We start from the raw sequence: 18009 nt of genomic DNA on the forward strand, positions 1-18009 counted from the left end.
TGCGCTTCCCGCACGGACGACGGGGTCCGTGCGGGCCTCTCCCCGCAAGCGGGGCGAGGGGACCCGCGCTTCGTCCGCAGATGTGTGAGCATTGTAGCCCGTGCGGGAGAGGGACAGGGTGAGGGGTGCAACCTGTCCGGAAAAACCTGGTCCCTCACCCCAACCCTCTCCCGCATGGGCTACGGGTTACACAGGTTAGAATTTTCATCTCTCCGCGGCCCAGAAAACTCAGTCTTGTTCTTCAAGCGAAAGCTCGACCGATGCTGCCACGCACCGTCATCCCGGGGCCGCGCAGCGGAACCCGGGATCCAGAGCCGCCGACGTGCCAAGCTCTTGCACCCACGATGTTTCTGGATTCCGGGCTCGCCTGCGGCGCCCCGGAATGACGGCGCGGGTTATCGGGTATGGGTTATCGATCCTCGGGAGATGAATCTTCCAACCTGTTTAGCCCCTAACCCGCACGGGAGAGGGGGCACGTCGCGGCTGGCAAGAGTGCCTGTGCTTCAAGACCCGCCTGGTTCGTAGCCCGAACAGGAAAGCGAGCCCGATGCTCCAAGAGCAGCGCGGCCAAACCTATCCGGCCGTGTAACCCCGACCTCGGCTCTCAATCCGTCAGCGGGCGTGCCTCTTCCGGCAGCATGATCGGGATGCCGTCGCGGATCGGGTAGGCGAGCTTGGCGGAGCGGCTGATCAGCTCCTGGCGGGCGGCATCGTAGTCCAGCGTGCCCTTGGTCAAGGGACAGACCAGGATCTCCAGGAGCTTCGGGTCCACGCGCGTCGCCTCGACGGGGTTGGTGAGGTCGTTGGTCATGACAGCCGTGCAGCCTATTGCATCGTCGGCTCGGGGCCGGAGCCGCGAACCAGTTCCATCTGCGTGACCGCGATCAGGATCTCGGCCCGGGTCTTGAGGTCCGGGGCCTCCAGCATCGCCTGCTTCTCGCGCACGCCGAACGGGCTCATCATGCAGAGGGCGTTGACCAGCGCCTCGTCGGGCGCCTCGTCGATCCCGGCCCAATCCACCTTCAGGTCGTTCGAGTCCACGAAGTCGCGCAGCGCCTTGAGCACGCCGTCGCGGTCGACCTGTTCCTCGCCTGCGCGCGGCTCGAAGTCCACCGCGAAGTCGTCGTAGGAGACGTGGCAGCGGCGGTAGGTGCTGGCGGAGGCCAACTCGCTCTCGACCCGAAACCGGCTGATCCCGGTGAGCGAGACAAGGTAGCGGCCGTCACCGGTCTCGGCGTATTGCGTGATCCGTCCGGCGCAGCCGACCCGGAAGAGTTTTGGGTTGGCCGCGCCCGAGCCCTCGGGATCGGGCTGGATCATCCCGATGATCCGGTCCGTGCGCATCGCGTCGTCGATCATCGACACATAGCGCGGCTCGAAGATGTTGAGGGGCATCTGGCCGCGCGGCAGCAGCAGCGCCCCGGGCAGCGGAAAGACCGGGATGACGGCGGGGCAATCCGCCGGGCCCTTGTAGCTCGCTTGGGTGCTCATGGCGCCTCCCCGATGGGCCCGAAGCCGGGCCGGATAATCCGCCCCGGTGCGAGCCGAAGCGTCACGAGAACAGGAGCGCCGAGAGCTTGCGCCGTCCGCGGATCGTGTCGGGATCCATCACGCCCCAGGCCTCGAAGAACTGCAGGAGCTGCTTGCGCGCCGCATCCTCGTTCCAGTCCTTGTCGCGCTTGCGCAGCTCGATGAGGTGATCGACCGCCTGGCCGCGCTCGCCCGCGGCGGCGAGTCCGAGCGCGAGGTCGAACCGCGCCTGGTGGGCGTCCGGGTTGGCCTCGACCTCCCGCTGCAAGCCCGCGAGGTCGCCGAGCGAGGCCGCCTGCTCGGCGAGTTCGAGGGCCGCGCGGATGCCAGTGAGCGCCGGGTCGGCGGCCTTCGCCTCCGGCACCATCGCCAGCACACGCTTGGCGTTCTCGATCTCACCCGCGTCGAGCTGCATCTTCGCCAGGCCGGCGAGCGCCGTGACGTTGTCGGGCTGCTGCTCCAGCACCGCCGCGTAGATCTCGGAGGCGCCCGCGAGGTCGCCCTCCTCGATCAGGGCGGCGGCGTCGGCGAGCGCCAGCTCGACCGGATCCTGAGCGGGGCCGGCGACGCGGTCGATCAGCTCCTTGATCTGGCTCTCCGGCACCGCGCCCATGAAGCCGTCGACGGGCTGGCCCTTCTGGAAGACGATCACGGCCGGGATCGACTGGATGCCGAGCTGGCCGGCGATCGAGGGATGGTCGTCGATGTTCATCTTGACCAGGGCGACCGCGCCCTTGGCCGCCTTGACCGCCCTCTCCAGGACCGGCGTGAGCTGCTTGCAGGGGCCGCACCACGGCGCCCAGAAATCGACCAGGACTGGCCGGTGCATCGACTCGGCGATGACATCCTGCCGGAAGCCCGCGGTGGTCGTGTCCTTGATCAGGGCATCGGTATCGCCGGCCGGGGCAGCGCCCCCGGCGAAGGTGTCATTCAGCATTGGCCTGGCTTCGGAACTTTTTCGTGGAGCGCCTTAGATGGGGCTTCGAACCGGCTCTGACCAGCCCAGACTCAGCGCGCCGGCGTCCCGGGGGGCGCCTTCTCTGCAGCTTTGGCGGCGGTCACGAAGGTCCCCGCATAGGCGTGGCCGTCCGCGGTGCTCGCCTCGCAGGTGATCGCGGTGCGGCCGGGTTCCGGTGTGGAAAACCGGCAGGCGCCGATCGCGAGCGTCGGCGCCCCGTCCTTGCCGACCATCACGAGGTTGATCGGTTGCAGCGGGTCGGTCTCCTCGGTGGCCTCCTGCTGGGCGCCGTTGCCGCTGAAGCTCAGCGCCTGGCCGTCCGCCGCGGAGAAATCGAAGCTCGTGCGGTTGCGGCTCACCGCGTTCATCAGCACGTTGCCGCAGGAGGCGCTGAGGTCGCGTCCGTCGACGACCAGCTTCTCGCAAGCCCCTTCGAGCCGCAGTGTGGCCTGCGCGTGCGCCGCATAGGGCAATCCGAGAAGGGCGCAGAGCAGCGCGAGGCTGAGGCGGGTTTTCATGGCGGGGTTCGTACGGATGCCAACGGAACTTGCGACGCCATACACCACGAACTTTCTAGAGAGAAATGTTTCAACACATCGGTTGGAATTTGAGCTCGCCAAACGCCGTCGCCATGGGCTTGCGACCAACCCCTGCTACCAAGCCGTACGCCACGGGGGGGCGGCCAACAAACAAAGATTGTACGTGAATGCATTCCACGACTAACGAGGATAATTGTACTTGATCGCGAGTTTGTCTACCCAAGCGCCATGATCTTCCGTATCAAGTGTATTGGAAAAATCGATTACATCTTTCTCGGAAACCGATTGCATGGCGTGTTCTTGGAGGCAGTTTTCGGGCAAGTACCATTTTGCGAATGACTGTGCTGCTCCAGGCAAAATTCGATCATAAAAAGCTAATTTTCTTTGGCGGAGTGATTTTGAGTGAACCAGCCAGTCAAAATGGTAAACTGGAAATTCACGAGGGATCATTTTTTGGCGCTGTGGGTCTATGTCGAAACCACCCGTATGCACGATGGGACGAAAAAACACGTCTTTATGGCGAATCAAACGGGGCTGATAATCGTCGCCGATAAAGGGCGCCGTACTGTGCTTAAGATCACCTCCGGGTTCTCTATAAACCCACCGCCGAGCAAATGCTGCGCAATTCACGTCTTTACTCAAGCCGTCTATTAATTCAGCCGTCGCAATCAACATTTCAGTTGTCGGAATCTCATCGCTGGTTAATATAAGCAGCCATTCATTTGATGTATTGGCGGCAACTTTGCCGTATAATCCTTCGACAAAGTCATGATCGTTATTTAAGAACGTAAAATCAATTTCCGCAGCGTTTAATGCCTCTATTTCTTGAGCGTCGGTGCGGTCGTCAAGATACAATTTTGCCTTACAGTTGATTTTATCCAAATAGCGAAAACTTTAATTATAAGCGAGGAATCATTTAGTGCTAGATATGCGACAGAAAAATTTCGGTTGATAAAATTTCCGTCGCGAATCTCTATTCGTCGGCCCTGCGTCCGATCAAGCGACTCAATATTTCCAATTTTCGACGACGGCATCTGTGATATCTTTCTAAAGCAAAATTATTAGTCGACACGTGCAGCGGGGTTGCGCCGGAATTCTGCGGTGATAAGCATCACTCATGTGGCAGCGTAATTCTACCCGTAAGGAAAATCTTTGCAACGCTGTGGTAAGAGCGTAAATTTGCGAGGAACGAGAATATTTTATAAGTTTATTTCGAGCTAGTCTAAATATTATTTTGTGAGAGCTATCGAACTGAAATTCTCTTTGAAGTTTTGCCGGAGATCGTAAGGTGATCGAAAATCAACACGCCTCTGTGAGAAGGAATCCGGCGCTGTCTCGGATTATGTTGATCGGGGCCGCGGGTTATATTGGGAGCCGACTTTCGCTCGAGTTATCGAGACGGGGATTCGCGATTGTAGGTTGCGACATTCGTCCCAGCCTTAACCCCGAAAACTTCGTTGAGTACCATGAGCACAGATATCAAGATTTGGATGACCAATCACTGATGCGGTGTGATGCTTTTCTTTGGTTCGCTGGGCACAGTTCAGTAAAAATGGCCCAACAGCAACCTTACGAGGCTATAGAGAATAATGTTTTCGATTTATCTAGATTATTTCATAGGGTTGGTAAGCTTGGAAAATGGATTATTTATGCCTCTTCGGCCTCAGTGCTCTCTTCCTCGGACGATCAATATTCTCATGTTGCGACTGAAGTTAGTTCTAACTCATACGACGCAAGCAAATTGGCATTTGATATCGTAACTCCGCACCTCGGGGTTCATTGCGTCGGGCTAAGAATGGCGACGGTAAGTGGCTGGTCTCCCAATATGAGATGGGATCTTGTCTTTAATGCTATGAATGCGTCTGCCAGAAAAAACGGTGTTGTGGTTGTACAGAATAATTCTGCGTTCAGAAGTGTTCTGTTTATCGAAGACTTATGTGCATATCTTGTAGATAAATTGCAAGACCACGTATCGCCCGGTATTTATTCCGCTGCCTCTCAGATTGGTCTAGCAAGTTGGTCCGGTACGATTGGTACACTAGGGGCTGAAATTTCAGATTACTGGAATGTGCCCCTTGAATTTGAGGCCAATTCTGGAACGTACTCTTTTTTCTTGAGTGATCGTGAATTGAGCCGATTGCCTGCGCTCGGTAATAGTGTGTATTCAAGTATCAGACGTCGGTGTGAGCTGTTCGCAAGTCAAATGGGTTGGGGGATTGAAAAAGATGCCGACATGCTTAGCGTGTTTAAGTGAGAATACCAAAATTATACTCGATTTCGGGCTTCAGCCCGCAGCGAACCTTTTGCCTGATAGCCCAAACGCATTCGTAAAGCGCGTTCCGTTGGCATTGCGAATTTGTGAAAATTGCGGGCATGCGCAACAAGATCAATTCTATCCCCCAGAAGAACTTTTCGGTAACTACCTATATCAAAGCGGAACGACTCGAACATTGAATAAATACTTTGAGTGGCTGGCAGGAAAGATCTCTCAAAACTGCGAACCATCAGATCATGTGTTTGAAATTGCTTCCAATGATGGTTCTTTCCTGTCAGCCTTAAAGCTTCATGGCCTGGATTGCAGCGGCGTGGAACCCGCTAGCAACTTAGTTTCAATCAGCCGTGACCGTGGGTTGGATGTGCATCACGCATTTTGGCCAGATTTGCAATTGAACAAAAAAATTTCACGTATTGTTGCAATGAATGTCCTAGCGCACGTTCCCGACCCCCATAGGTTTCTATCGGCTGTAAAAGACTGCATGAGCGCAAACGGCATCGCATATATTCAAGTTTCTCAGGCTGATATGTTTGTTAATTATGAATTTGATACCTTGTACCATGAGCATTTTTCATTCTTTTGTCCCAGTTCGCTCGCGGAATTAGGCAGGCGATGCGGTTTTACGAAGATACAATTTTGCAAAACGGCAGTTCATGGAAATTCAATATTGGCGTTGTTTGGTTTTGACGACAGTCCGATTGAAGACGCTTTGTCGAACTTGGTAGATGGTGAGTTTGCACTTGGTTCTCTAAGCTCGAGTGATCGTCCTACGCGATTGGAGGCCGAGTGTTTTCAAAACTTTGCTCGACAAACTTGTGCCTCCATTCTTTCCTTCGAAAAATTAGCTCGTCAAAGCGGACGCAAATTTGTACTCGTCGGTGCTGCTGCGAAGGCGATTACAGTTTGTCAAGTTTCAGGGGCCAAGTTTGACGACGTAATCGATGAGGCACCGTTGAAAGTTGGGCGCTACGTGCCGGGCGGTGATGTGAAGATTTCTTCTTTTGTTGACGCTTCTAAAGAGACAGTGCCATGTCTCTTCGTTATAGGTGCCTGGAACTTTCGCAAAGAGATAGAAAATAAACTACGGTGTCTTCGGAGAAATCATACCGAAGATCTGGTAGTCGTTTATTTTCCAACTCTTAGTGTTGGAAGCCTGCATGGGATGGAAACATTTTAAATTTGTTGTTTAGCGACCAATGAAATATTCATTGGTTCGCCTTTCAAGCAAAGATGTAGTTGATATCATCGACTTTATTCGTCAGAACCCTGGTAAATAATTCGACGGAATCTCCGAAAGACAGTGTTTGATTAGCCGAACCGAAGGGCGCGGTCGTTCGGCGCCGAGAAATCCAGGTCCGGACCGAGCGGCACGATCCGGGTCGGATTGATGGTCGGGTGGCTCTCGTAATAGTGGCGCTTGATGTGGGTGAGATTCACGGTCGGGGCGACGCCGGGCAGCGCGTAGAGGTCGCGCAGGTAGTTCGACAGGTTCGGATAATCGGCGATCCGGCGGCGGTTGCACTTGAAGTGCCCGACATAGACTGCATCGAACCGCACCAGCGTGGTGAACAGCCGGATGTCGGCCTCGGTCAGGCGGTCGCCGCAGAGGTAGCGGCCCCGGTCGAGGCACTCTTCCAGGGCGTCGAGCTCGGCGAACAGGGCCTCGAACGCGGCCGCGTAGGCGTCCTGCGCGGTGGCGAAGCCGGCCTTGTAGACGCCGTTGTTCACCCGGTCGTAGACCCGCGCGTTGATCGCATCGATCGCGGCGCGCAGATCCTCCGGGTACAGGTCCGGCCCGGTCCCACCGAAGGCGCCGTTGAACATCCGCAGGATCTCGGCGGATTCGTTCGACACGATGGTGCCGCGCTGCCGGTCCCACAGCACCGGCACCGTGACGCGGCCGGTATAGGACGGGTCCGCCGCCCGGTAGACCTCGTAGAGGCGGGTCGCCTGGTGGATCGGATCCGGCGTCGCCCCCGGCGTGTCGCCGAACACCCAGCCCTCTTCGCCCATATGCGGATCGACCACCGAGACGGTGATCGCCTCCTCCAACCCCTTCAGGGCGCGCCCGATCAGGGTGCGGTGGGCCCAGGGGCAGGCCAACGAGACGTAGAGGTGGTAGCGCCCCGGCTCGGCCTTGAAGCCGCCCTCCCCCGAGGGGCCGGGCGCGCCGTCCGCGGTCACCCAGTTGCGGAAGGACGAGGCCTTCCGCTCGAACCGGCCGCCGGTCGAGGCGGTGTCGTACCATTGGTCGCGCCAGACGCCGTCGACGAGGAGGCCCATGGGTGATGTCCCGTTGCGAGAGGTGATCCAGGCGAGATGGGAGCCGGGCGTCGCGCGGAAAGGGCCATGCGCCGGACGATCCGTCCCGGTTGCGATTCGCTTAAGAGCCGCGTGCAACGCAGGCCTGCGCCCACGCTTCTGTTGCAGTGCAGCATAATCGGCCATTGACACGACACCCGCCCGCCGCTGCGTGCCCGCAGCGACCCCGGCCCGGCGGGAGACTGGATGGAGCTGGAAGATGTCGTTCGCGCTGGTGCCCGTCGCAGAGGCGGCCCTGTTCACCCTGGGGTGCCTGATCATCCACACCCTCAGGCGGCACGCGGACCTCGTCACGGCGACGCTGGCCTGCGTGGCGACGCTGCTGGTCCTGATGATCGGCATCGCCTGCGCGCCGGAATCCTTCGCCAAGTATCAGGCGGCGAGCATCACCGAGTACGCTCGCCTGGATCCGGCGATCTACTGAGCCGCGGCGGCTTTCATCTGCGCCACGCGCCCGCCGGTGCCGCGCTGGCCCGAGACCGTCACATCGAAATCGTCCTTCGGGAGCCGGGCCAGGAAGCGCTCGGCCAGCTCGAACAGCAGGATGTCGGGACGCACGCGCTCGATGTAGTGCCAGTCCAGGCTCGCCGACCAGACGAAGTGGACCTCGCGAAAGCTCTCGGCTAGCAGCCCGGTCAGCAGGAACGGGTCGAAATGCGCGCAGGAATCGCCGAACAGGACGAGGCGGCGCGGATCGGCGGCCTCCGCCTCGTTCCGGTATACGACATGGGCGCCGACATGCGCCTCCCGGTCCCGCCCCTGCGCCTCGTAGGCGGCGAGCATCGGGCCGACCTCGACCCGCTTGGCGTCGCGCTGCAGCATGAGCCGGTCCAGCCGCTCCCGGGGGCTATCGCGCAGCTTCTCGCCGAGATCCATGACCTCCTCCGAGACCACCTGCGGCCGCGCCCCGATATCGGCCGGCGGGATCGCCCCGAGGGCGCGCATGATCTCGCGATAGGCGAGCAGGCAGCCCTGGATGGTCCAGTGCGTATCGGTGCGCAGGTACAGCGGCACCGGGCCGTCGCGACCCGCCCGCAGCGGGGCCAGGAGATCGAGATAGGCCGGGTGCCGGGCTAGGCGCCGGGCCAGGCGCCGGGTCGAGGCCTTAGCCGGGGCGTAGCGCAGCCCCTCGACCTTGTCGTCGTAGACCGACAGCTTCTCCGGCACGATCACGTGCAGGCAGCGGATCCCGAGGCTTTCGGCCCGCCGCGCTCTCGTCTCGATCAGCCGCGCCCAGCCGCGCAGCAGCAGCCAGTGCCGCAGGCCACCCCGGTAGCGGTCCATGACGCGGTTGCTGCCGCCGGTGAGGAACAGCCATCCGTCGCGGCCGACATGTACGCTCTCCCTGCCTGAAGCCATGGCCGTGCTTTAGAGCCGTTCCCGATCGGCTTGCAATCGGGAACGGCTCGGCCCTCCTGGCGATAAGGACTCGCGGACGAGCCGGCTGCCCCTTCGGCGGCGAGCGCTTCGGCCGCACCGCGCTCGGGCGCCCGGGCCGGACCCGGCGCCGCGGGCGCGCGTTCGACAACTATGTCGTCCCCCTCGCTCCTGATGCCCGCCCCGGCGATCGAAAGCCCCGTTCCGGCCCGCCCCCGTCCGGCCCGGCTCTGGCGCCCGCGCCGGGTCCTGGTGACGCCGGCCGCGCTCGATTTCGCCCATGGCCGGGCCATGGCCGAGCGGGCCGAGGCGATGGGGTTGCCGGTGGAACGGCTCGCTTCCAACCGCCTCACCGGCCTGCGCGATGCCGATCCGCGCAAGGCCTACACCTCGGCCAAGGCGACCCTCGCGATCACGGTGGCGCCACCGACCAAGCTGCGGCTCCAGCCGATTCCACCCTCGGCCGACTGGCGCTTCGACCTGGCAGAGGGCTGCCCGGCCCATTGCCAGTATTGCTACCTCGCCGGCTCGCTCCAGGGGCCGCCGGTGACCCGGGCCTACGCCAATCTCGACGCCATCCTCGACAACCTCGCGGCCTATGCCGGCCAGGGCGCCGTCACCTCGGCCTCGGCCGAGCGGGCGCATGAGGGCACGACCTTCGAGGCCTCCTGCTACACGGATCCGCTCGGCATCGAGCATCTTACCGGCTCGCTCTCGGCCGCGATCCGTCATTTCGGCGCCTGGGATGCGCCGGTGCAGCTGCGCTTCACCACGAAATTCGCCGCCGTCGCGCCGCTCCTCGACCTGCCGCACAACCGGCGCACGCGCATCCGCTTCTCGGTCAATGCCCGGCCTGCCTCGCGCTACGAGGGCGGCACCGACCCGCTCGACGCGCGGCTCTCCGCGATGGGTGCCATGGCCATGGCCGGCTATCCCGTGGGCCTGACCATCGCGCCGATCATCCCGGTGGAGGGTTGGGAGGACGCCTATGCCGGCCTGATCCGCGACGCCGCCAACGCGCTCGCCGGCATCCCCGATCTCGACCTGACCGCCGAGCTGATCACCCACCGGTTCACGCCGATCTCGAAGGCGGTCCTGCGCGGCTGGTATCCGGGGTCGGACCTGCCCCTCGACGAGGCCGACCGGGTCGAGAAGCGCACCAAGTTCGGCACGGTGAAGCACGTCTTCCCGAAGCCGCTGATGCAGGCGATGCGGGCGCATCTCACGGAGCGACTGGCCCGCGACCTGCCGGCCGCGCGGATGCTGTACTGGACCTGAGCGGGTTCAGGCGCCATGTCGCCCCGCATGCATGACGCGGCCCCCCTGATCCTGACCCTCGCCTTCGACGAGCCGACCTTCGCGCGCTTCGACGGCGAGCGGCGGCGGAATTTCCCCGAGGCCCTGAACCTCATCCCAGCCCACGCGACGCTGTTCCACCACCTGCCGGGGGATAAGGAGCGCGGCGTGATCGAAGCAGTAACGACCCTGGCCCGCACGGTGCCGGCCCCGGAGGTCGCCGTCACCGGCCTGCGCTTCACCGGGCGGGGCGTGGCCTACGTGCTCGAATCCGAATCGCTGTCGAACTTCCGGGCCCGGCTCGCCAAGACCTTCGAGCCCCATCTCACCGCGCAGGATCGCCAGGGCTGGCGCCCGCACGTGACCGTGCAGAACAAGGTCGCCCCCGACAAGGCGCGTGCGCTCCATGCCGATCTGGCTGCCGGGTTCGCGCCGTTCCACTTCACGGCGCCTGCAACCCGGCTGTGGCGCTATCTCGGCGGCCCCTGGGAGGCGGTCGCCGTCCTGGCCTTCGGAGAGAATGCCTGATGGTCCGCATGCGCATCGGGGAGAGCGCGCCATGAGGGCGCCGAGTCGTCTGCAGCACAATCCGCTCACCGGGCGGGCGATGGCGGTCTGGCTGCGCCTGCGGCTCAACGAGGTCGGCCCGCTGGTCGCCCTGCTGGGCGTCAGCATCCTCGGCTACGGGTTCTTCTACCTCGCCCACGAGGTCGGAGAGGGCTCGACCGCGGCGCTCGACCGCAAGATCCTGCTCGCCCTGCGCAACCCGGCCGACCTCTCCGACCCGATCGGGCCGCCCTGGCTCGAGGAGACGATGCGCGACATCACCGGGCTCGGCAGCGTCTTCACGGTGCTGTTCCTGACCTGCGCGGTGGCGGCCTATCTGGCAGTGTCCGGGCGGCGCCGGATCGGCGTGTTCGTGCTCGCCGCGGTTGGCGGCGGCGAACTGGTCTCGACGGTGCTGAAGCTGTTCTACCAGCGGCCGCGGCCGGACCTCGTGCCCCACGGCATGGAGGTGTTCACCGCGAGCTTCCCCAGCGGCCACGCCACCATGTCGGCCATCGCCTACCTGACCCTCGCGACCCTGGTCGCGCGGGTCGATCGCAACCGGAGCGCGAAGGCCCTGGTGCTCGGGCTCGGGGTCGGCCTGACGCTGCTCGTCGGACTCAGCCGGATCTATCTCGGCGTCCACTGGCCGAGCGACGTGCTGGCCGGCTGGTGCATCGGGGCGGCCTGGGCCTGCCTGTGCTGGTTCATCGCCCTCCAGCTGCAGCGGCGTGGAGAGGTCGAGGCGCCGGACCCGCCACCGCCGTAACCGGGCGATTAAGGTAAACCGGAGGTTAAGGTGGACCTCAGGGTGCCATCCGGGCTCGATTGAGGTTGTCGGAACGACCGATAACCTGAGGACAGCGATCGTGATCGAGCGTCGCCAAACCGCCCGCCGCCGTGTCTGCCTGGGCGGACGCGTTCGGACCGCCGCCTTCCTGCCGGAAATCGACTGCGTCGTGCGCGACGTCTCACTCGGCGGTGCCAGGATCGGCGTCCCGGCCGAGGCCACGCTGCCGGATTGTTTCGACCTGTTCATCCCCTGCCGGAACGAGACCCGGCGGGCCTTCGTGGCGTGGCGCTCGGGCGCGACGATCGGCATCGGCTTTGCCGAGACGCGGGCGGCCTCCGAACCAGCGGCGCTCGCCCGCCGCCTCGCCGACAGCGAGGCCGAGGTCACGCGTCTGCGCGCCGCGCTGCTCGGCGGAAACGACCGGGCACCAGCTTGCGTTCACTGATGGGACAGCAGCGATAGCGGACGCTCGCCCCATGGCGCGGCGATTCGGTGCCGTGACGCGAATTCAGTGAAACGGCGAGGCTCATGGCGGACGACACCCGGCTCTCACGACGCACCCTCCTGGCCGCGGGGAGTGCCCTGGCGGGCGCCAGCCTCGGCGGTGCGGCTCAGGCGGCGCAGCCCGGCCCGACGGTTCCAGCCGATACCGGCGCGGTCCAGGGCGGGCGCGTGATGTTCCCGAACTGGCGCGGCCAGGCCGACCGTCCGCCGGCGCCGAGCCCGGCGCCCCAGCCTCCGGGACAGCGGATCGGCTATTGCGTCGTCGGCCTCGGGCGGCTGAGCCTCGATGAGATCCTCCCGGCCTTCGGGGCGACCAAGCGCTCGCGGCTCGCCGCGGTGATGTCGGGAACGCCCGACAAGGCCAAGCTCGTGGCCCGGCAATACGGGCTGCCGGACGATGCCGTCTACGGTTACGACGAGTGGGACCGGCTCAAGGCCAATCCCGCGATCCAGGCGGTCTACATCGTGACGCCCAACGGCGTGCACCGGGACAACGTCCTGGCCGCGGCGGCGGCCGGCAAGCAGGTGCTGTGCGAGAAGCCGATGGCGGTGGCGTCGCAGGAATGCCGCGACATGATCGCGGCCTGCAACCAGGCCAACGTCAAGCTGATGATCGCCTATCGTTGCCAGTACGAGCCGCATAACCGCGCCGTCATCAAGCTCGCCCGGTCGGGCGAGTTCGGCCGTCCCCGGATGATCCAGGCGTTCAACGGCCAGACCACCGGGCTGCCCGAGCAATGGCGTCTGAAGAAGGCACTGGCGGGCGGCGGCTCGCTGCCGGATATCGGATTGTACTGCCTCAACACCACCCGGGCGGTGCTCGGCGAGGAGCCGGATCTGATCCAGGCCCAGATCCATTCGCCGCCCGACGATCCGAAGTTCCGCGAGGTCGAGGAGACGGTGAGCTTCACGCTGCACTTCCCGTCCGGCGTGATCGCGCAATGCACATCGAGCTACGGCGTCTACGAGGCGCGCAGCCTGACGCTGCACACCGGCAACGCCGCGGTCGATCTGCAGAACGCCTTCGCGTACGAGGGTCAGCGCCTGTTCGTGTCCCACCGCGACGGCAAGTCCGGTGCGCGCGACGAGAAGGTTCTGAGCCCGAAGAACCAGTTCGCCCTGGAGATCGACCATTTCTCCCGGTGCATCCAGGAGAACCTGCGCCCCCGCACCCCCGGCGAGGAGGGGCTGCAGGATCAGGTGCTGATGGAGGCGATCTACGAATCCGCCCGGACCGGCGCCCCGGTCAAGGTCGGCCCGCCCGCGGGCGCCGGCACAGGCCTCGACGTGACCCGGGGACCGGAGCCGGAGGAGCCGAACTGAGGTCTTTCAGAACGGCACCGGGATTCAGGCTACACGCTTGCGAGGGGCGCTTTTCTTCTTCTGATCGGGGGGGATCGGCGCCGCGTCCGACGCGCGCCGATCGAGGGCGAGGTGGAAGAAGAACGCCTTGTCGATGTCGACATGGTTCAATCGGAAGCTCCAAATCTCCCGAACCCCCTCCGTCAGCGTTTTCGGCAGCGACGCGAGATCGTCGAGAGCCTGCTTCGACGTATTGAAGTAGAACAAATCGTCTCTTCCGATCCGATCGGAAAAGCCATTCTCAAGGACCGCGCTCGCTAGCCTTACGACCGAGAGAGGACCGTACACTTGGACGTTGGGACTCGCGATCCCCAACGTCCAAGTGTCGTATGTCGGTCGCTTGAACCACATCGCCGCGGCGACCGGCAATCCGGCCTGCTCCAGCGCTGCGACGAACCGGCGGCCGACCTCGATATCTTCGTCTACCAGTGACGTCTTATCCATGGCATCACACCAGAACGCCGCCGCGCGATAGCGTCGAGCATATCGGATGCCTCCTCCTCTGACCATTCGGCATACCGGGACTCGATCGTCCACTTCGCCACGATATCCCAGGCATCGAGAAACGAAGGGTCGCGCTTCTCATCGATCTGCCGCTGGTCGCGCAAGTCAGCGAGGATGACGAGCTTCGACAGGTCGTGGGTGTGGATGTCGATGGCGAATTGCCGGAGCGGCCATGTCCCGCTCCGGAACGAGCGCGCGATCCGAGCCTTGAGGGCGCATTCGACCGCCAATCCGGCCAGATGATAGGCGACGCTGTACTGGCCCGCCGCCAGAAGCGTTTGAGCGGCGCGGAGTTGATTCCTGGATCGCTTCTTCCACGCCTGCCGGTTCATGCCGTGCCCGAATCGCCACCTCAGAACGGCAGCAGGATATCCACGATCTGCTGGCCGTAACGGGGTTGCTGCACGTCGGTGATCTGGCCGCGGCCGCCATAGGCGATGCGGGCCTGGGCGATCTTGGTCGAGTCGATGGTGTTGTCGGATTCGATGTCCTCCGGCCGGACGACGCCGGCCACCACCATCTCACGGACCTCGAAGTTCACCCGGATCTCCTGCTTGCCCTCGACCACGAGGTTGCCGTTGGGCAGGACCTGGGTGACCACCGCGGCGACGTTCGTGGTCACGGTCTCGGCCCGCTGGACCGAGCCGGCGCCGTCATTGGCGGTGGCCGAGGTGGCGGACAGGAGCGCGCTGCCGCCGACACCGAAGGACTTGCCGACGGCGTTGTTCTCCAGCCCGAGGGCGTTCGGCAGGCCAAAACTCTCGGTGTTGGCCCGGGACCGCTTGGTCTCGTTGCTGATGTTGGCCTGGTCGGTGACGTTGACCTTTACGGTCAGCAGGTCGCCGAGCCGGGCCGCGCGCTGGTCCTTAAAGAACGCCCGGGAGCCGGTCCGCCACAGCGAGTTCGGTGCGTAGGAGACCGGCTGCACGTCGGGCATCGGCATCCGCACCGGTTTGTAGCCGGGCTGCGTCGTGGGATCCTCGATCGCCGACAGGGCCGGCGTGGCGCCGACCTGGGACAGCCGGTCGGCGGTGTTGCAGGCGCCGAGCGCGCCGGCGATCAGCGCGGCGGCGAGCGGGTTGAGGACAAGGCGGCTGGCCATCGGGGGAACTCGTTGACGCATCGATAAGGGCGATCAGCGCAGGGACGCGGTCGCCTGGACTGGCTGGGTGCCGGCGCTCTGCTGGGCGACCGGGCCGGGGCCGACCGAGACGCGGCCTGGGCCGATCACGGTGGCCTGGAGGACTTTCTTCGAGGCGACGTTCACGACGTTGACGACCGCGCCCATGCGGCCGGCCTCGTTGGAGAGGCCGCGCATCGACAGGCTGACGCTGGCGGTCTCGTACACGATGGTCACGCTCTCGCCCCTTGCCACGAGTTCGGGCAGCGCGGTGTCGGAGACCCGCAGCACCGTGCCGGCCGGGAGCGCGTGCTGGGCGACCTCGCCCGCGACCGTGCTGACGCCGAGCTGCGCATCGGTCGCGACGGCTTCCCGGGGACGGCGCTCGACGACGAGGTCGCCCTCCCGCACCGGATCGCCCCGGTTGAGCGCCCGGGTCAGCACCGCCACCTCGCGCAGCTCGATCACGACGCCCGAGACCCGCAGCGACGCCTGCCGCTCGCCCAGGCTCACAAGGCCCGAGACTCGGCGCGAGCGCGGATCGTAGGTCAGGTCGAGGGCGGCGGCCTGGCCGGCAAGGTCAACCGGTGCCAGCAGCGTCGGGCCGTCGCCGTCGAAGCGCACCGCGACGCTGCGCGGATCGAGGCCGTAGCCGGATTCCAGGCCGCGCTTGAGCGCCGCCTCGATATCCGGCGGCCCCAGGCGCCGGGCGGCGCGCTGCACGGCGATCTGCATCCGGCCCCCGGTCTCCAGGCCGGTGACGCCCAGGGCGGCGGCGGCCTCGACGATGCGGCGGGTCTGGATCGTCCCGGTGGCGCCCAAAGCCGGCGAGCGGAACAGCGGACGGGCGGCGAGGAAGTCCGGCGCGCCCTCGACGAGGTCGGCGAGCGCCAGGACGTCGCCCCGCGCGGTCACGTCGCCGCGCAGCCGCGGCTGGGTCTTCTGCGTCTCGCCCGGCTGCATCCCGGGCTCGGCCATGGCGGGGATCGCCAGGGCGCCGATGGCCGCGAAGGTCATGAAGGCGAGCGCCGCGCGCAGCAGCACCGCGGCGCCGGGGGTGGGCACCCGCGGCCGGGCCCGGCGCACGATCGGGCTGAGGTCGCTCTCGTCCGCCGCCGTGCTGAGGAGGGGCAGATCGGCGAGAACCGTGTCGGGGTGGAAGCCGGCATACATGAGCGGAGACCTGAAGTGATGGCAGGACGCGCGGTCAGCTGCGGAACATCTGCGAGGTGGTGGAGAGCATCTGGTCGGCGGCGGTGACGACCTTCGAGTTCATCTCGTAGGCCCGCTGCGCGGCGATCAGCGACGAGATCTCGGTGACGGCGTTGACGTTCGCTTCTTCCAGGTAGCTCTGCTGAAGGTTACCGAACCCTTCCGCCCCCGGCAGGCCGCTGATCGCCGGCCCGGAGGCCGCGGTCTCGATGAACAGGTTGTCGCCGATCGATTCGAGGCCGACCTTGTTGATGAAGCGCGACAGCTGGAACTGGCCAAGCGCCTGTGGCGCGGTCTGCCCGGGGAGCGTCGCCTGGACGGCGCCGGTGGCGCTGATCGTCACCGCGGTCGCCGTCTGCGGCACGGTGATCGCCGGGTCGAGCAGGTAGCCGTCCCGGGTGACGAGCTGGCCGGTGGCCGACAGGTCGAACGAGCCGTCCCGGGAATAGGCGGTGCGGCCGTCCGGCATCGTCACCCGGAAGAAGCCCTCGCCGCGGACCGCGACGTCGTAATCCTTTTCGGTCGAACTCAGGGTGCCCTGCGACATGACGCGGGCCGTGGAGGTCGTCTTCACGCCCGAGCCGAGGGCGAGGCCGGCGGGGAGCTGGGTGTTCTGCTCGGAGGTCGAGGAGCCGGCCCGGCGCAGGTTTTGGTAGAGCAGATCCTGGAAGTGCACCTGCTGGCGCTTGTAGCCGGTGGTGCGCAGGTTCGCGATGTTGTTGGAGATGACCTGGACGTTGAGTTCCTGGGCCGCCATGCCGGTGGCGGCTGAGTAGAGGGCGCGCATCGGTCAGGCCCCCTTAGGCGACGTCGGCGAGGCGGCGGATCGCCGTGCCCCGCAGGTCGTCGAGGCGGGTGATCATGCTCGACACCATGGCGTAGGACCGGTTCACGTCCATCAGCCGGGTCATCTCGATGACGGGCCGCACGTTCGAGCGCTCGAGCGCACCGGATTCCACGCGGCCCTCGAGCCCGGCCGGGCGCGCGGGCTCCGGCGAGGCGTAGAGGTTGCCGCCCTCGTTGGTGAGCCGCTGCGGGTTGGCGAAGGTGACGAGCTTGATCTTGCCGCGGATGCCGAGATTGGTCGACACGGTGCCGTCGGTCCCGATCGTCAGCCCGGTCTCCTGCGGGTTAATGGTGATCGGGCCGCCATCGCCCGCCACCTTGTAGCCGTCGCTGGTCACGAGGGCGCCGGTCGGGTCGATCTCGAAGGCGCCGTTGCGGGTGTAGCGCTCGCCCTGCGGCGACTGGACCGCGATGAAGGCCGAGCCCTTGACGGCGACGTTGAGCGGGTTGCCGGTCTGCTCGATCGGCCCCTGGCCCAGGTCCAGCGTGGTGCCCTGGTCGATGACGTAGGAGAGCCGCCGGTCGGGCCGGGCGAAGGAATCCGCGCTCGCCACCGGCATCAGGTATTCCTGGAAACGCGTGCTCCGGCCCTTGAAGCCGGAGGTCGACACGTTCGCCATGTTGTTGGAGATCACGTCCAGCTCGCGCTGGAGCGCCATCTGGCTCGACACGCCGACGAAGAGGGCATTCTGCATCGTGGACTCTGACACTCGCGTGCCGCGGTGGCGGCAACGATCCATTCAGCATCCGCTGTGCCAACACCCGAAAAACCGATTTTGCGTGCAAGTGTAAGGATTTGCGCGCGGGTCCGGTAACCCTTCTGAC

The 18009-nt window shown here is 64.5% G+C and carries 21 protein-coding genes; 8 read left to right on the forward strand and 13 right to left on the reverse strand.

Annotated elements, in window-relative coordinates; translation table 11 throughout:
- Window positions 1–604 precede the first annotated feature (604 nt).
- The 5 genes from MKL20_RS25925 to MKL20_RS25945 all read right to left on the reverse strand — a co-directional run bounded on the left by MKL20_RS25925 (window position 605) and on the right by MKL20_RS25945 (window position 3909).
- Window positions 605–811, reverse strand: coding sequence for a Trm112 family protein (locus MKL20_RS25925; RefSeq protein ID WP_243963683.1), 207 nt, complete (start codon window positions 809–811; stop codon window positions 605–607).
- A gap of 14 nt (window positions 812–825) precedes the next feature.
- On the reverse strand, window positions 826–1491 hold the full coding sequence (locus MKL20_RS25930) for an LON peptidase substrate-binding domain-containing protein (protein ID WP_244039070.1): 666 nt from the start codon (window positions 1489–1491) through the stop codon (window positions 826–828).
- A gap of 61 nt (window positions 1492–1552) precedes the next feature.
- Window positions 1553–2467 carry a thioredoxin gene (gene trxA, locus MKL20_RS25935; protein WP_244039071.1) on the reverse strand — a complete coding sequence of 305 codons (915 nt, stop codon included), beginning with the start codon at window positions 2465–2467 and terminating at the stop codon, window positions 1553–1555.
- 71 nt (window positions 2468–2538) lie between these two features.
- Complete coding sequence (locus tag MKL20_RS25940; RefSeq protein ID WP_244039072.1) at window positions 2539–3006, reverse strand: hypothetical protein; 468 nt, start codon at window positions 3004–3006, stop codon at window positions 2539–2541.
- 201 nt (window positions 3007–3207) lie between these two features.
- On the reverse strand, window positions 3208–3909 hold the full coding sequence (locus tag MKL20_RS25945) for a hypothetical protein (RefSeq protein WP_244039073.1): 702 nt from the start codon (window positions 3907–3909) through the stop codon (window positions 3208–3210).
- 460 nt (window positions 3910–4369) lie between these two features.
- On the opposite strand from MKL20_RS25945, the gene MKL20_RS25950 reads away from it, so the two are divergent.
- Together MKL20_RS25950 and MKL20_RS25955 are read left to right on the forward strand one after the other, a co-directional pair.
- A complete protein-coding gene (locus MKL20_RS25950; protein ID WP_244039309.1) occupies window positions 4370–5281 on the forward strand; it encodes an NAD-dependent epimerase/dehydratase family protein in 912 nt (303 codons plus the stop codon).
- Window positions 5253–6479, forward strand: a complete 1227-nt coding sequence (locus MKL20_RS25955) for a class I SAM-dependent methyltransferase (protein ID WP_244039310.1) — start codon at window positions 5253–5255, stop codon at window positions 6477–6479. Before MKL20_RS25950 ends, MKL20_RS25955 begins: the two co-directional genes overlap by 29 nt.
- 131 nt (window positions 6480–6610) lie before the next feature.
- On the opposite strand, the gene MKL20_RS25960 is transcribed toward MKL20_RS25955, so the two are convergent.
- A complete protein-coding gene (locus MKL20_RS25960) occupies window positions 6611–7585 on the reverse strand; it encodes a glutathione S-transferase family protein (protein WP_244039074.1) in 975 nt (324 codons plus the stop codon).
- Between the two features lie 238 nt (window positions 7586–7823).
- On the opposite strand from MKL20_RS25960, the gene MKL20_RS25965 reads away from it, so the two are divergent.
- The gene (locus MKL20_RS25965; RefSeq protein WP_244039075.1) at window positions 7824–8048 is read left to right on the forward strand and encodes a hypothetical protein; all 225 of its coding nucleotides are present in this window, start codon (window positions 7824–7826) and stop codon (window positions 8046–8048) included.
- On the opposite strand, the gene MKL20_RS25970 is transcribed toward MKL20_RS25965, so the two are convergent.
- Window positions 8042–8983 carry an alginate O-acetyltransferase AlgX-related protein gene (locus MKL20_RS25970; RefSeq protein WP_244039076.1) on the reverse strand — a complete coding sequence of 314 codons (942 nt, stop codon included), beginning with the start codon at window positions 8981–8983 and terminating at the stop codon, window positions 8042–8044. The two genes, MKL20_RS25965 and MKL20_RS25970, sit on opposite strands and share 7 nt — an antisense overlap.
- Before the next feature lie 192 nt (window positions 8984–9175).
- Here MKL20_RS25970 and MKL20_RS25975 point away from each other — a divergent pair, with 192 nt between their 5' ends.
- The 5 genes from MKL20_RS25975 to MKL20_RS25995 all read left to right on the forward strand — a co-directional run bounded on the left by MKL20_RS25975 (window position 9176) and on the right by MKL20_RS25995 (window position 13463).
- Window positions 9176–10279, forward strand: coding sequence for an SPL family radical SAM protein (locus MKL20_RS25975; RefSeq protein ID WP_244039311.1), 1104 nt, complete (start codon window positions 9176–9178; stop codon window positions 10277–10279).
- 27 nt (window positions 10280–10306) lie between these two features.
- Window positions 10307–10825, forward strand: a complete 519-nt coding sequence (locus MKL20_RS25980; RefSeq protein ID WP_243963720.1) for a 2'-5' RNA ligase family protein — start codon at window positions 10307–10309, stop codon at window positions 10823–10825.
- A gap of 31 nt (window positions 10826–10856) precedes the next feature.
- Window positions 10857–11612: a phosphatase PAP2 family protein gene (locus tag MKL20_RS25985; protein WP_244039077.1), complete on the forward strand. Its 756-nt coding sequence runs from the start codon at window positions 10857–10859 to the stop codon at window positions 11610–11612.
- A gap of 100 nt (window positions 11613–11712) precedes the next feature.
- Window positions 11713–12081 carry a PilZ domain-containing protein gene (locus MKL20_RS25990; RefSeq protein ID WP_244039078.1) on the forward strand — a complete coding sequence of 123 codons (369 nt, stop codon included), beginning with the start codon at window positions 11713–11715 and terminating at the stop codon, window positions 12079–12081.
- 83 nt (window positions 12082–12164) lie between these two features.
- The gene (locus tag MKL20_RS25995; RefSeq protein ID WP_244039079.1) at window positions 12165–13463 is read left to right on the forward strand and encodes a Gfo/Idh/MocA family protein; all 1299 of its coding nucleotides are present in this window, start codon (window positions 12165–12167) and stop codon (window positions 13461–13463) included.
- Between the two features lie 24 nt (window positions 13464–13487).
- On the opposite strand, the gene MKL20_RS26000 is transcribed toward MKL20_RS25995, so the two are convergent.
- From MKL20_RS26000 to flgF, 6 genes are read right to left on the reverse strand one after another with little or no spacing between them, the layout of a single operon-like run.
- Window positions 13488–13946, reverse strand: coding sequence for a hypothetical protein (locus MKL20_RS26000; RefSeq protein WP_244039080.1), 459 nt, complete (start codon window positions 13944–13946; stop codon window positions 13488–13490).
- The gene (locus MKL20_RS26005) at window positions 13925–14338 is read right to left on the reverse strand and encodes a HEPN domain-containing protein (protein ID WP_244039081.1); all 414 of its coding nucleotides are present in this window, start codon (window positions 14336–14338) and stop codon (window positions 13925–13927) included. Before MKL20_RS26005 ends, MKL20_RS26000 begins: the two co-directional genes overlap by 22 nt.
- A gap of 20 nt (window positions 14339–14358) precedes the next feature.
- Window positions 14359–15108, reverse strand: coding sequence for a flagellar basal body L-ring protein FlgH (gene flgH, locus MKL20_RS26010; RefSeq protein ID WP_243963669.1), 750 nt, complete (start codon window positions 15106–15108; stop codon window positions 14359–14361).
- 33 nt (window positions 15109–15141) lie between these two features.
- Window positions 15142–16299 (reverse strand): flagellar basal body P-ring formation chaperone FlgA, encoded by a 1158-nt coding sequence (gene flgA / locus MKL20_RS26015; protein ID WP_244039082.1) that lies wholly within the window; start codon window positions 16297–16299, stop codon window positions 15142–15144.
- Window positions 16300–16333: 34 nt separating this feature from the next.
- Window positions 16334–17125 (reverse strand): flagellar basal-body rod protein FlgG, encoded by a 792-nt coding sequence (gene flgG / locus MKL20_RS26020; protein WP_243963665.1) that lies wholly within the window; start codon window positions 17123–17125, stop codon window positions 16334–16336.
- 13 nt (window positions 17126–17138) lie between these two features.
- Window positions 17139–17879: a flagellar basal-body rod protein FlgF gene (gene flgF / locus MKL20_RS26025; RefSeq protein WP_243963664.1), complete on the reverse strand. Its 741-nt coding sequence runs from the start codon at window positions 17877–17879 to the stop codon at window positions 17139–17141.
- Between the last annotated feature and the right edge of the window lie 130 nt (window positions 17880–18009).

The organism is Methylobacterium sp. E-066 (assembly GCF_022829635.1).
Lineage (GTDB): Bacteria > Pseudomonadota > Alphaproteobacteria > Rhizobiales > Beijerinckiaceae > Methylobacterium.

Coding starts and splice junctions, on each gene's coding strand:
- MKL20_RS25970 (WP_244039076.1), bottom strand. CDS start 8,983: ATGGCTTCAGGCAGGGAGAGCGTACATGTCGGCCGCGACGGATGGCTG.
- flgA (WP_244039082.1), bottom strand. CDS start 16,299: ATGTATGCCGGCTTCCACCCCGACACGGTTCTCGCCGATCTGCCCCTC.
- MKL20_RS25940 (WP_244039072.1), bottom strand. CDS start 3,006: ATGAAAACCCGCCTCAGCCTCGCGCTGCTCTGCGCCCTTCTCGGATTG.
- MKL20_RS25955 (WP_244039310.1), top strand. CDS start 5,253: ATGCCGACATGCTTAGCGTGTTTAAGTGAGAATACCAAAATTATACTC.
- MKL20_RS25925 (WP_243963683.1), bottom strand. CDS start 811: ATGACCAACGACCTCACCAACCCCGTCGAGGCGACGCGCGTGGACCCG.
- trxA (WP_244039071.1), bottom strand. CDS start 2,467: ATGCTGAATGACACCTTCGCCGGGGGCGCTGCCCCGGCCGGCGATACC.
- MKL20_RS26000 (WP_244039080.1), bottom strand. CDS start 13,946: ATGGATAAGACGTCACTGGTAGACGAAGATATCGAGGTCGGCCGCCGG.
- flgH (WP_243963669.1), bottom strand. CDS start 15,108: ATGGCCAGCCGCCTTGTCCTCAACCCGCTCGCCGCCGCGCTGATCGCC.
- MKL20_RS25985 (WP_244039077.1), top strand. CDS start 10,857: ATGAGGGCGCCGAGTCGTCTGCAGCACAATCCGCTCACCGGGCGGGCG.
- MKL20_RS25980 (WP_243963720.1), top strand. CDS start 10,307: ATGCATGACGCGGCCCCCCTGATCCTGACCCTCGCCTTCGACGAGCCG.
- MKL20_RS25930 (WP_244039070.1), bottom strand. CDS start 1,491: ATGAGCACCCAAGCGAGCTACAAGGGCCCGGCGGATTGCCCCGCCGTC.
- flgG (WP_243963665.1), bottom strand. CDS start 17,125: ATGCGCGCCCTCTACTCAGCCGCCACCGGCATGGCGGCCCAGGAACTC.
- MKL20_RS25950 (WP_244039309.1), top strand. CDS start 4,370: ATGTTGATCGGGGCCGCGGGTTATATTGGGAGCCGACTTTCGCTCGAG.
- MKL20_RS25960 (WP_244039074.1), bottom strand. CDS start 7,585: ATGGGCCTCCTCGTCGACGGCGTCTGGCGCGACCAATGGTACGACACC.
- MKL20_RS25995 (WP_244039079.1), top strand. CDS start 12,165: ATGGCGGACGACACCCGGCTCTCACGACGCACCCTCCTGGCCGCGGGG.
- flgF (WP_243963664.1), bottom strand. CDS start 17,879: ATGCAGAATGCCCTCTTCGTCGGCGTGTCGAGCCAGATGGCGCTCCAG.
- MKL20_RS25975 (WP_244039311.1), top strand. CDS start 9,176: ATGCCCGCCCCGGCGATCGAAAGCCCCGTTCCGGCCCGCCCCCGTCCG.
- MKL20_RS25965 (WP_244039075.1), top strand. CDS start 7,824: ATGTCGTTCGCGCTGGTGCCCGTCGCAGAGGCGGCCCTGTTCACCCTG.
- MKL20_RS26005 (WP_244039081.1), bottom strand. CDS start 14,338: ATGAACCGGCAGGCGTGGAAGAAGCGATCCAGGAATCAACTCCGCGCC.